8 protein-coding genes are annotated in these 12,103 nt (G+C 74.9%); 3 read left to right on the top strand and 5 right to left on the bottom strand.

The window, feature by feature from the left end; all coding sequences use genetic code 11:
- The first annotated feature begins 15 nt into the window (after window positions 1-15).
- Genes IE331_RS06180 through IE331_RS06170 form a run of 3 tightly spaced genes read left to right on the top strand, consistent with a single transcriptional unit; the run spans window position 16 to window position 4,825 of the window.
- Window positions 16-1,002 (top strand): AAA family ATPase, encoded by a 987-nt coding sequence (locus IE331_RS06180; protein WP_318646774.1) that lies wholly within the window; start codon window positions 16-18, stop codon window positions 1,000-1,002.
- A gap of 9 nt (window positions 1,003-1,011) precedes the next feature.
- Window positions 1,012-2,376 (top strand): DUF58 domain-containing protein, encoded by a 1,365-nt coding sequence (locus IE331_RS06175; protein WP_192141463.1) that lies wholly within the window; start codon window positions 1,012-1,014, stop codon window positions 2,374-2,376.
- 7 nt (window positions 2,377-2,383) lie between these two features.
- Complete coding sequence (locus IE331_RS06170; RefSeq protein ID WP_192141462.1) at window positions 2,384-4,825, top strand: transglutaminase family protein; 2,442 nt, start codon at window positions 2,384-2,386, stop codon at window positions 4,823-4,825.
- An 82-nt stretch (window positions 4,826-4,907) separates the two neighbouring features.
- On the opposite strand, the gene IE331_RS06165 is transcribed toward IE331_RS06170, so the two are convergent.
- The 5 genes from IE331_RS06165 to IE331_RS06145 form a co-directional block, all read right to left on the bottom strand.
- Window positions 4,908-5,384 carry a DUF3040 domain-containing protein gene (locus IE331_RS06165; RefSeq protein ID WP_192141461.1) on the bottom strand — a complete coding sequence of 159 codons (477 nt, stop codon included), beginning with the start codon at window positions 5,382-5,384 and terminating at the stop codon, window positions 4,908-4,910.
- Window positions 5,385-5,502: 118 nt separating this feature from the next.
- A complete protein-coding gene (gene dinB, locus IE331_RS06160; RefSeq protein ID WP_192141459.1) occupies window positions 5,503-6,687 on the bottom strand; it encodes a DNA polymerase IV in 1,185 nt (394 codons plus the stop codon).
- 74 nt (window positions 6,688-6,761) lie between these two features.
- Entirely contained in the window at window positions 6,762-7,526 is a 765-nt protein-coding gene (locus IE331_RS06155) for a methyltransferase domain-containing protein (RefSeq protein WP_192141452.1), read from the bottom strand.
- 76 nt (window positions 7,527-7,602) lie between these two features.
- Entirely contained in the window at window positions 7,603-11,607 is a 4,005-nt protein-coding gene (dnaE, locus tag IE331_RS06150) for a DNA polymerase III subunit alpha (protein ID WP_318646773.1), read from the bottom strand.
- A complete protein-coding gene (locus tag IE331_RS06145; protein ID WP_192141448.1) occupies window positions 11,600-12,100 on the bottom strand; it encodes an SAV_6107 family HEPN domain-containing protein in 501 nt (166 codons plus the stop codon). The genes dnaE and IE331_RS06145 overlap by 8 nt, the downstream gene beginning before the upstream one ends.
- Window positions 12,101-12,103: the final 3 nt, after the last annotated feature.

Raw genomic sequence — 12,103 nt, 5'->3', positions numbered from 1 at the left:
GTGGAGGGCACGGACGTGGAGACAGGCCAGGAACAGATCGGCACCGGAGACGTGGACGCCGTGGCCCGGGTGGCCGCCCGGGTGCGCGACTCCATCGACACGGTGATCGAGGGCAAGCCCGACGTGGTCACCACGGCGGTGACGGTCCTCCTGGCCGAGGGTCACCTGCTGATCGAGGACGTGCCGGGCGTCGGCAAGACCATGCTGAGCAAGGCCCTGGCCCGCTCGATCGACTCGTCGGTGCGGCGGATCCAGTTCACGCCGGACCTGCTGCCCTCCGACGTCACCGGCGTCAGCGTGTTCAACCAGGAGAGCCGCGAGTTCGAGTTCCGGCCCGGCGGCATCTTCGCCAACATCGTGGTCGGCGACGAGATCAACCGGGCCTCCCCCAAGACCCAGTCCGCGCTGCTCGAGTGCATGGAGGAGCGCCAGGTCACCGTCGACGGCAACACCTGGCAGCTGGAGACGCCGTTCATGGTGGTCGCCACCCAGAACCCGATCGAGATGGAGGGCACCTACGCCCTCCCCGAGGCACAGCGGGACCGGTTCATGGCCCGGGTGTCGATGGGCTACCCGGTGCCGGCCGCGGAGCTGGCCATGCTCGGCTCGCACGGCGCCCGCAGCCCGCTCGAGGACCTCGAGCCGGTCACCGACGCCGCCGAGATCCGCAAGGTGATCGGCATCGTCCAGGGCGTGCACGTCGCCGAGGCGGTGCAGCGGTACGCGATCGCCCTGACCACCGCGACCCGGAACACCCCCGACCTGAACCTCGGCGCCTCGCCGCGGGCCACGCTGCACCTGATCCGGGCCGCGAAGGCCTACGCCGCGGTGCACGGCCGCAGCTACGTGCTGCCCGACGACGTCCACCTGCTCGCCCGGCCGGTGCTCGCCCACCGGCTGCTGCCCAGCGTCGAGGCGGCGATGAGCGGCCGGAGCACCGGCGCGATCCTCGACGCCGTCGTCGGCTCCGTGCCGGTGCCGGACGCCCGCCCGGACGCCTGAGCCGACGCGATGCGCGAGGGACTGAACGGGCTGACCGCGCGGGGGCGGGCGTTCCTCGCCGCGGGGGTGACCGCCGTGGTCTGCGCGATCGTGCTCGGCCAGCCGACGCTGACCCGGGTGGGGGTGCTGCTGGTCGCGCTCCCCCTGCTCACGGCGTACCTCGTGGGGCGCAGCCGCTACCGGCTCGCGCTGACCCGCACCGTGAGCCCGCAGCTGGTGAGCGCCGGACAGCGGGCCACGGTCCGGCTGGAGCTGACCAACGAGGGACGCACCCCCACCGGCCTGCTCCTGCTCGAGGACCGGCTGCCCTACGCCCTGGGCACCCGGCCGCGGTTCGTGCTGGAGGTGATGAGCCTCGGGTGGCAGCGCCAGATGGAGTACGTCGTCCGCTCGGACCTGCGCGGCCGGTTCGAGATCGGGCCGATGTCGGTGCGGGTCTCGGACCCGTTCGGGCTGGTCGAGCTGGGCCGGACCTTCCAGACGACGGTGCCGCTGACCGTCACCCCCCGCACGGTGCCGCTCCCGGTGGTGCCGCTGAGCGGCGCCTGGACCGGCTCCGGCGACAACCGCCCGCGGGCGTTCACGACCGGCAGCGCCGAGGACGTCACCGTCCGCGAGTACCGCCAGGGGGACGACCTGCGCCGGGTGCACTGGCGCAGCAGCGCCCGGGCCGGGGAGCTGATGGTGCGCCGGGAGGAGCAGCCCTGGCAGTCCCGGGCCACGCTGGTGCTCGACAACCGACTGATGGCACACCGTGGGCACGGCGCCGCCTCGTCGCTGGAGGCGGCGGTCTCGGCGGCGGCCTCGATCGCCGTGCACCTCTCGCAGCGTGGCTTCGTGGTGCGGCTGGTGACCGCCGACGGCGAGGACCCAGGCACCGTGTGGCACGACCGGGCCTCGTCCCAGAACACCGCTCCCCTGCTCGAGGCGCTGTCGGTGGTCGAGGGCTCCCGCAGCAGCCACCTCGACGCGTCCTGGCTCGGTGAGGGCGGCCACGTGGGCCTGCTGGTGGCGGTGCTGGGCCACCTCGACCAGCACGACCGCCCGATGCTCCGCCGGCTCGTGCACCACGGCAGCGCGCCGCACGCGATCGCGCTCGACGTGGACGCCTGGGACACCAGGTCGGGGCCGGACCGGGAGGTGCCGGGCGCCGCCTGGCTGTCCGGGTTCGGCTGGCGCGCCGTCGGCGCCCGGCCCGACGACAACCTCGCGACGCTGTGGCAGGAGCTCGGCCGACGCTCCGCCGGTGGCGGCGGGGTGCGCCCGTTCGGGCCCGACAGCCACGACAGCCCCGACACCCAGGGCCGCCAGGGCACCCAGGACAGCCGGGGCACCCGGGTCACCCGGGTCGCGACCGACGTGGCAGGCGGGTGAGGACACGGTGACCACGACCCTGACGACCTCGGCGCCCCGGACCGAGCGCCCGGCGGCGACGCCCCAGCGGACGACCCCCACCGGCTCGACCAGACTGGTCCTCGCCTCCGCGCTGACCGCCTGGCTGACGCTCTTCGCCTGGTCCGGCTTCGTCGAGCGGCCGGGGACCTACCTGAACATCTGCCTGGTCGGGATCCTGCTCATCGGCGGCGTCGGGCTCCTGGCGCGCCGGGTCCGGTTCCCCGGCATCGTCGTGGTCGCCGCCCAGGCGCTGGCGCTGATGCTGTTCGCCAACGCGGTGTGGGGGTCGGCCTGGTGGCCCTCCCCCGCCTCGGTGGAGGCGACGATGCGGTCCCTAGGGCAGGCGGTCACCGCCAGCCAGCAGTACGCCGCGCCGGTGCCCGCACAGGTCACCGCGGTGGTGCCGCTGCTCGCCCTCGGCGGGCTGGTCTGCTACCTGCTCGTCGACCTGTGCGCGGTGACCCTGGGCCGGGTCCCCCTGGCCGGGCTGCCGCTGCTACTGGTCTACAGCCTGCCCGTGAGCCTCCTGGACCGGTCGGTGGGCTGGCCGGTGTTCGCCGCCTCAGCCTTCGGCTTCCTGCTCATGCTCACCTTCCAGGAGGGCGACCGGATCCGGCGCTGGGGCCGGCCCCTGGGGACCGGGAGCCCCGCCTCGACGGTCAGCGCCCAGCGCGACACCGTGCTGGTCGGCGCCACCGCCACCGGCCTCGCCGTGCTGCTGCCGCTGCTGATCCCGACCCTCGACCTCTCGGTGTTCGCGGGCGGCGCGGCCGGATCCGCCGGGGGCGGCCGCGAGGTGAGCATCCGGAACCCGATGACGGACCTGCGGCGGGACCTGACGAGAGGGGCCGACGTGCCGGTGCTCCGGGTGCGCACCGACGGCGCGGAGACGCCGTCCTACGTGCGGCTCTCGGTGCTGACCACGTTCACCGGCCGGGCCTGGACGCCGGGGGCTCGGGACCTCCCCAGCGCCCAGGCAGCCACCGGCGCCTTCCCGGCGCCGATCGGGCTCGCGCCCGGCGTACCCCGTGCCACCAGCGAGTGGGAGCTGAGCACCACCGACGCCTTCGACTCCCTCTGGCTGCCCACCCCGCTCTACGTCAACCGGGTGGTCGCCGGCGAGGACTGGCGCTTCGACAACGAGGTCCTCGACGTCCACGCCGCCGAGGACGACGTGTCGGCCAGCAACCTCGACTACTCGCTGACCGCGCTCCGCCCCGAGATCACGGCCTCGGCCCTGGTGCGGGCCGGCGCGCCGCCGTTCGACCTCGAGCAGGAGTACACCGAGCTGCCGGAGGACCTTCCGGGCGAGGTCCTCGACTACGCCACCGAGGTCACCCAGGGCCTGCGCACGGACTTCGAGCGGGCCCAGGCGCTGCAGGAGTGGTTCCGCAGCGAGTTCACCTACTCGCTCGAGCGCAGCACCGAGGGCAACAGCAGCAGCGACCTGGTCGACTTCCTCACCCCGGGCACCGGCCGGGTCGGCTACTGCGAGCAGTTCTCGGCCTCCATGGCGCTGATGGCCCGGGCCCTCGACATCCCGGCCCGGGTCTCGGTCGGCTTCCTGAACTCCTCCCAGATCGGCGAGGACCTCTACGAGTTCAGCGCCCACGACCTGCACGCCTGGCCCGAGCTGTACTTCGACGGCTTCGGCTGGGTCCGGTTCGAGCCCACCCCGCAGGACCGGGCCCGCACCGTGCCCGGCTACTCCACCGAGGAGCTGCCGAGCGATCCGACCACCGAGCAGCCGACCGGCCCCACCGACGAGGCCACCGCGTCGGACGGACCGCAGCGACCCACCGAGTCGGCGGCGCCGACGGCCGGGGACGCCGAGGACGACTCGACCGGCGGCGGCCTCACGTCCGCCCCGTTCCTGTGGGGCGGGGCGGGGCTGCTGTTCCTGGTCGGGCTGGCCCTCGCACCGGGTGCGGTCCGCCGGACCCGGACCGAGCGTCGGTGGCGGGCCGCCGGGGCGAGCGGCTCCGCGGCCGTCGCCGCCGAGGTGGCCTGGGCCGAGCTCCGCGACAGTGTCGTCGACTGCGGTCTGACCTGGCCCTCGGGCCGCTCTCCGCGGGTCGCCGGCGCCCTGGTCGCGCGCAGCCTCGGCGCTGCTCCGGACCGGACCGCGCCGGATCGACCGGCCACCGGTCCGCACGCGAACCCGGACGCGTCCAGGGCCCTGGACAAGATCGTCGCGGCGGTCGAGCAGGCCCGCTACGCCGCGGTCCCGGCCCCGGTCCGGGTCGAGGAGCTGCGGGAGGCGGTCGCCACGTGCGTCACCGCCCTCCGCGGCGGGCTGACCCCGCGGGCCCGGTTCCGGGCCGAGTGGCTGCCGGCCTCCGTGCTGTCGCCGCGGCACGCGGTGACGCCGGGACCGGCACTGACCCGGGTGCGCTCGCACCAGGACGTGGTCGACCACGTGGGCTGAGCCGGGGATCCGGCTCGGGGCCCGATCCTAGGTCAGGGCCCGGGGTCGAGCCGGGGATCCGGCTCGGGGTCCAGCTCGGGGCTCAGAGGCCGCCGTTCTGGTCGCGCCGGCGCCGCCAGCGCTGCTCCATCCGCTCCATGAAGCTGCCCTGGGCGCGGGGCCGGGAGGGCCGCGACGCCTTGCCGGGCCGGCGGGAGCGACCGCCGTCGATCACGCCGAGTCCGCCGCGCTGGCGGGGCTGGTCGCTGGTGCCCGTACGGCCGGACGCCTCCTGCTGCTCCTGGGCCTGGCCGCCGCCGCGGAGGACGGTCAGGCCGAAGGTGGCGGAGGCCAGCATGATCACGAAGCCCAGGATGCCGACGGGGGTGATGCTGGCGATGGCGCCGGTCATCAGGACCGTGACGCCGACCGCGAACGCGAAGCCGGCCCAGATCGCCTTGCGACGGGCGTTGCGGCGGAACGAGCTGCCGCGCAGCGTGGAGGCGAACTTCGGGTCCTCTTCGACCAGCGCGCGCTCCATCTGCTCCAGCAGACGCAGCTCCTCTTCCGAGAGCGGCACGGCTTCCTCCAAGGCGAATCTCGACGCAGCCACCGGCTGACTCCACAAGTCTAGGCAGCCCGGGGTAAAGGCGGTACCCACGGCCCGAAATGTATACGCCTGCGGGTGATGTTCGTGCTCATCCCAGGAGACTGGCCGGCCGGACCGCGGCGGCGCCGAACCTCCGGGTGGCCCGGTCCACGGCCCGGTCCGCGTCCGACCAGCCGTGGTCGCGTTCGCCCAGCAGGCCTTGCCGGTGCACGGTGGCGCGCGGCACCAGCCCCTCCACCCGCACCCCCACCAACCGGATCCGGGCCCGCTGCAGCCCGAGTCCGTCGTAGAGCCGGGACGCCACCTGGTGCACCTCCCGGGTCACGTCCGTGGCCTCGGGCAGGGTGCGGGACCGGGTGATCGTGGTGAAGTCGGCGAAGCGCACCCGGAGCGTCACCGTGCGGCCGGCCACCTGCGCCTGCCGCATCCGGGTCGCCACCCTGGCCGAGAGCCGGAGCACCTCCCGCAGGATCGTCTCCCGGTCGTCGGTGTCGCGGGCGAAGGTCTCGTCGGCGCCCATGCTCCTGTCCGGCTCCTGGTCTCCCCGGCGGGGAGTCAGGGTGGTCCGGTCGGTGCCCCAGGCCAGGTCGTGCAGCTGGCTCCCGAGAGCCTGGCCGACTGCCCGCTGGAGGGTCCGCAACGGCAGGTGCGCGACGTCCCCGACGGTGTGCAGGCCCAGCCGGTGCAGGTGGGCGGCGGTCTTCTCGCCCACCCCCCACAGCTCCCCGACGTCGAGCGGGTGCAGGAAGCCGGTCACCCGGTGCGGCGGGACGACCACCACCCCGTCCGGCTTGGCGCGGCGGCTGGCGAGCTTGGCGACCGCGACCGAGGCGGCGATGCCCACCGAGCAGGTGACCCCCTGCTCGTCGTGGACGACGGCCCGCAGCCGCTCGGCGATCTCCAGCGGGGAGCCGAGCCGGCGGGTCGCGCCACTCACGTCGAGGAAGGCCTCGTCCAGCGAGACCACCTCGACCAGCGGTGTGATCCGGCGGAAGGTCTCCATCACCGAGGACGAGACCGTGTCGAGGACCTCGAAGTCCGGCGCCACCACCACGGCCTGCGGACAGGCCCGACGGGCCCGGGTCATCGGCATCGCCGAGCGGACGCCGTACTGCCGGGCGAGGTAGTTGGCCGAGAGCACCACGCCCCGCTGACCGCCCCCGACGACGACCGGCACCTGCCACAGGTCGGGGCGCTCCCGGACCATCACCGAGGCGTAGAACGCATCCATGTCGACGTGCAGCAGGTGGCAGTCCCGGGACGCCTCATCCATCGCGGGCCCCCCGAGTCTGCCCGGCCCCCCGAGTCTGCCCGGCCTGCCGAGTCGGGCCGGTCTGCCCGGTGGCCTCAGCCCGCGGCGCTGGTGGCGAGCACGTGCACCTGGGTGGCGAGGGGGAGGTACTCCGGGCGTCCGGACACCGCCTGCTCGAGCTCGACCAGCGCCTGGGCGGCACCGGGCTCGAGCTCGAGCAGCGCACCGGGCACGAGGTCGGCGAAGACCCGGACCCCGTGCACCGCGCGGGTCTCGAAGCCGGCTCCGGCGAGCAGGTCCACCACCTCGTCGCTGGTGAACCGGCGCCCGGCCCGGCTGGGCTGGCCGGGCTGGCCGGTCTGGGCCTCGGGGTCGAGCAGGGTGAGGGCCTGGCCGAAGTGCCCGGCCATCGCCCGGGCCACCACGGCCGCGTGCCGCTGGGCGACCAGCAGGCTGAGCGTGCCCCCGGGCCGCAGCGACCGGGCGATCGTGTCCAGCGCGGCCGCGGGGTCCTCGACGACCTCGAGCACCCCGTGGCAGAGCACCACGTCGGCCCGGCCGGGCGGCACCAGGTCGAGCAGACTGGAGACGTCCCCCTGCGCAGCCTCGACCCGGTCGGCGACACCGCCCTCGTCCGCGCGTCGTCCGAGGGCGGCCAGGGCGTCCGGGCTGGGGTCGACCACGGTGACCCGGTGGCCGAGCTGGGCCACCCGGACCGCGAAGCCGCCGGTGCCACCGCCGATGTCGAGCACCTCGGCCGGGTCGGTGAGGACGGAGCGCAGGGCCTCCCAGACGACGGCGGTGCGGGCCGCACCTCTCCGCTCACTGGGCCGATCGCTGGTCCGTTCACTGGCTGGCATGGCGCCCACCCTATCCGTGCGGCACCCGGTGCCCGCCGACTCATCCGGGGCCTCGTCCGACGACTCATCCGCGGCCTCATCCGGGGCTTCCCGGGCTGCGGTGCCACAGCGTGCGGGGCACCGCGTTCGCGGCCTCCCCGGCCGGCTTGACGTCGGCGTAGGGAGACATCTGGAAGCCACTGCTGTGCACCAGCACCCGCCGGGGACCGGAGGCACCCGGCTCGGCGAACCCCTCGGGCAGCACCGCCATCGCGGCCCGCACCGCCTCGATCCCCTCGGCCCGCCAGAGCGCGTGCAGCGCCGGGAGCTCCCAGCACCCGGTCGCCCGGATCGAGACCCCGCGCCGCCCGGTGCGCCGCAGCTCCCCGCGCACCACCAGCAGCCAGGAGCCGAACACGGTGGCCGCGTAGGGGCCCTGGGCGTCCTCGAAGAAGGTCGCGTCGACCGGGCCGGTGCCGTCGTCCAGGGTCAGGAAGACCACCCGGCGGCCGGACCGGATCGGCGGGGTCTGGGTGGCCACCTTCACCCCCGCCACCAGCAGCTCGGACCGGCTGCGCCGCGACAGCAGGTCCCGGCTGCGGACGGTGCCGAGCTCGGCGAGGAAGTCGGTGTAGGTGTCCACGACGTGCTGGCTGACGTCGAGGCCGAGGATCTCCAGCTCGGCCCGCATGCGCTCCTCGAGCTCCATCTCGGGGAGCCCGCTGGCCTCCCCCTCCCGGGGCTCGTCGCCGAGGTCGAGGGGCAGCTGGACGCTGGTGACCGGCGCCGGCGGCGGGGTCGCCCGGGACTGGGCGGCCGCCTGGGCCCAGACGCCCGGGGCGGCCAGGGCGTGGCGCTCGGTGCGGGTCGCCCCGTCCCGGGTCACCGGGTCGCTGCTGCTGCGCTCCGCGGCGGCCGCCGCCCGCGGGGCCGCCGACCGCACCGCCGCCCGGGACCGGACCGCCCCCCGGGTGCGCGAGGCCGCCCGCTCGACGGCGCGGCCGTGCCGGTCCAGGTCGGCGACCTGCAGGAGCAGGTCGCGGCGGGTGACCGTGCCCCGGCGCCGGACCTCTCCCCCGCTGCCCCCCGGGGCGATCCGGTAGGTCGAGTCGAACGCCCCCGCCAGCACCAGCCGCTCGACGATCGGACGGGAGACCCGGGCCCGGTGCCAGAAGTCGGTCAGCGAGGTGAAGGGGTCGCTCGGTCCGCCCGGGGCCAGGGTCCCGCGGGCGGCCACGACCCGCTCCACCTCGGTCTCGTTGATCCCCTTCACCTCGGAGAGGGCGAGCCGGATGCCGTAGCCGGCCTCGACCCGCTCGACGGCGTACTCCTTGCCGCTGGCGTTGACGTCGAGGCCGAGCACGGCGACCCCGAACTGCCGGGCGTCGTCGAGGATCAGCCGCTTGGGGTACATCCCCGGGTCGTGGGTGAGCACGCCGGAGAGGAAGTGCGCCGGCCAGTGCGCCTTGAGCCACGCCGACTGGTAGGTGGGCAGCGCGAACGCCGCGGCGTGCGCCTTGCAGAAGCCGAACGAGGCGAACGCCTCGAGGATCCGCCAGATCCTCTCCACCACCGGGAGCGGGTACCCGCGCCCCAGGGCGCGCGGGAAGAACCAGACCTTCGTCTCGGCCATGCCCTCGGTGTCCCCCAGCGCCCGCCGCTTCTCGTCGCCCTCGGCGGCACTCACCCCGGCGAACCGGGCGATGATCTCGATCACCTGCTCGTGGAAGACGACCACCCCGTGGGTGTCCTCCAGGATCGGGCGGAGGTCCTCGTGCAGGTAGCTCGGCGACCTCCAGCCCTGCTTGGCGTCGAGGTAGGGCGTGATCATGTCGCTCTTCACCGGCCCCGGCCGGAACAGCGAGATGTCGGTGATGATCTCGGAGAACGTCTCGATGCCGGACTTGCCGACCAGCTCGCGCTGCCCGGGCGACTCGATCTGGAAGACCCCCAGGGTCTTGCTCCGGCTGATCATGTCGAAGGTGTCGCCGTCGTCGAACGGCACCTGCGTCTCGTCGTCGAGGTCGACCACCTCCCCGTCCACCCGCTCGATCTCGGCCAGGGCATGGGCCATGGCCGACTGCATCCGGATGCCGAGCACGTCGAGCTTGAGCAGGCCGAGGTGCTCGACGTCGTCCTTGTCGAACTGGCTCATCGGGAACCCGGCGTACGACGCCTCGACGGGGGTCCGGTCCAGCAGGGTGGCATCGGAGAGCAGTACGCCGCAGGGATGGACGGCGATGTGCCGGGGCAGCCCGTCCAGCCGCTCGACCAGCCCGAAGAACAGGTCGGTGGCCTGCGCCTCCCCGCCGAAGAAGCTGCTGGCCCGGAGCTCGGGCAGGTCGCGCAGCGCCATCCGGGCGTCGCGGGCCCGGATGTGCGGGAACGCCTTGGCGATCGCGTCGATCTCGCCGGGCGGCATCCCCAGCGCCGCGCCAACGTCGCGGACCGCGTGCCGGACCCGGTAGGTCTCCATCATCGAGACGCACACGCACCGCTCGCCGCCGTACCGGTCCAGGATCGCGGTGTAGACCTCGAGCCGCCGGGCGGACTCCACGTCGACGTCGATGTCGGGCAGGTCGCCGCGCAGCGGGGAGAGGAACCGCTCCATGAGCAGGCCGTGCCGGATCGGGTCCACCCCCGAGATGCCGAGCAGGTAGTTGACCAGGCTCCCGGCCCCCGACCCCCGGGCCGCCGAGCGCACCCCCATCCCGCGGATCAGGTCGGTGACGTCGGCGACGGTGAGGAAGTAGGAGGCGTACCCGAGCTCGCGGATCACCTCCAGCTCGTCCTCCAGCCGCTTCCAGATCCGCTGCCGGGGGGCGGAGCCGTAGCGCCACCCGATCGCCCCCTCGCAGCGCGCCCGCAGCACCGCGTCGGCCTCCGTGGCCGGTCGAGTCGCCGCTGGTCGGGTCGCCGCCGGTCGAGTCGCCGTCGGTCGGGTCGCCGCCGGTCGAGTCGCCGCCGGTCGAGTCGCCGCCGGTCGAGTCGCCGCTGGTTGAGGAGGCGCGCCAGCGCCGTCTCGAAACCCGCCCCCCACCGCCGGCGTGACCGACAGCTCGGGGAAGTGCACCTCCCCGATCCCGAGGTCGGTGCGGGGGTCCAGGGCGCAGCGGTCCGCGACCACCCGGGTCCGGGCCAGCAGGTCCCGGCCGCGGCGGTCGGCGAGGCCGGCGTACCGGCAGATCTCCTCGGCCACCTCGTGCATCTGCTTGCCGGACTTGAGGAACCCCTCGGCGTTGCCCCGGACGTCGGCGGAGCCGGCGCGCCTCAGGTCGGCGGAGCCCAACGGCACCAGGCGACGGGCGGCGTCGAGCACGTCGACGGTGGGGGCGTCCATCCGGTCGGCGTAGCGGACCGCGTTGGTGAGCACCACGCCCAGGCCGGCCTCGCGGGCCACCCCGGCCATCCGGGCGGCATGCGGGGAGGAGCCCGGACCGTGCCCGGCCCTCCGGTGCGAGACCACCTCGACGAGCAGGTTCTCGGCCGGCACGATCCTCCGCCACCGCTCGAGCACCGCCCGCGCCCGGTCGTCGCGCCGGGCCGTCGCGGCCGCACCGAGGGTGGAGCCGGGGCCGAGCAGCACCAGCAGGTCGCCCCCGGCGGCGTGCTCGGCGATCAGCTCCGGGGTGGTGACCGGGCGGCCCCGCTCCCCGGAGAGGTGGGTGGCCGAGACCAGCCGGCACAGCGCCGCCCAGCCGGCCTTGCCGGCCGCCAGGAACGTGGCCCGGGGCAACGTCCGGCCCCCCGGCTCCCGGAACGCCCCGCCCCGGACCGGGGTCCGTCCGGCCGACTGCTGGTGACCCTGCGCCCCTTCGACCGACCAGCCAGGGTCGGCGTAGGCGAGATCCACCCCGAGCACCGGGCGGATCCCGGCCCGCTGGCAGGCCAGCGCGTGCTTGACCGCCCCGTAGGTGCCGTCGCGGTCGGTCAGCGCGAGTGCGTCCATCTCCTGCTCGGCGGCCCGCTCGACCAGGACCTGGGGATGGGAGGCGCCGTACCTCAGGGAGTAGCCGGAGGCCACGTGGAGGTGGACGAACCCGTCCGGGCCAGTGAGAGGGCCAGAGAGAGGGCCGGAGAGATCGGCTGCGGGGTCAGGCACTGCGCCCGACCCGCAGTTGCTGCTCGACCGGCACGTGCCGGGTCAGCCCGAGTGCCTGCTCGACGACCGCGAGGAACCGGTCGACCTCCCGGACCAGGTCGTCGGCCTCACGCTCGGTGACCGCCCGGCTGGAGCCGGCCTCGGCGGCGGCCCGCTTGCCGGCACCGGCGGCGAAGAAGCTCGCCCACTCGGCCAGCTCGGGTGCCACCTCGGCCAGCAGCACCCAGGCGTTCTTCTGGGTACGCCGCCGCCCGGTCGCCGGCACCGCCCGCGCGGCGAGCAGCGCGGCCGCGGACTGGAGCCCGGCGACGTGCGCCACCGCGTAGCGGGTGGGCACCTCGGGAGTGGTGATCGCCTCGCGCAGGGATGCCGCCGCCCGTTCGAGGTAGGAGTGGGTGGTGGCCGGCAGGCAGTGCGGGCCCGGCTGGTGCGGGATCGGCTGCGGGCTGGGCTGGTGCGGACTCGGCTGCGGGCTGGGCTGGGTGCGTCGCATGGT

Origin of the sequence: Nocardioides donggukensis, assembly GCF_014842875.1 — a bacterium.
GTDB classification, from domain to species: domain Bacteria; phylum Actinomycetota; class Actinomycetes; order Propionibacteriales; family Nocardioidaceae; genus Nocardioides; species Nocardioides donggukensis.
This window is presented reverse-complemented; position numbering and strand designations above follow the sequence as displayed.

Coding starts and splice junctions, on each gene's coding strand:
- IE331_RS06175 (WP_192141463.1), top strand. CDS start 1,012: ATGCGCGAGGGACTGAACGGGCTGACCGCGCGGGGGCGGGCGTTCCTC.
- dinB (WP_192141459.1), bottom strand. CDS start 6,687: ATGGATGAGGCGTCCCGGGACTGCCACCTGCTGCACGTCGACATGGAT.
- IE331_RS06155 (WP_192141452.1), bottom strand. CDS start 7,526: ATGCCAGCCAGTGAACGGACCAGCGATCGGCCCAGTGAGCGGAGAGGT.
- IE331_RS06145 (WP_192141448.1), bottom strand. CDS start 12,100: ATGCGACGCACCCAGCCCAGCCCGCAGCCGAGTCCGCACCAGCCCAGC.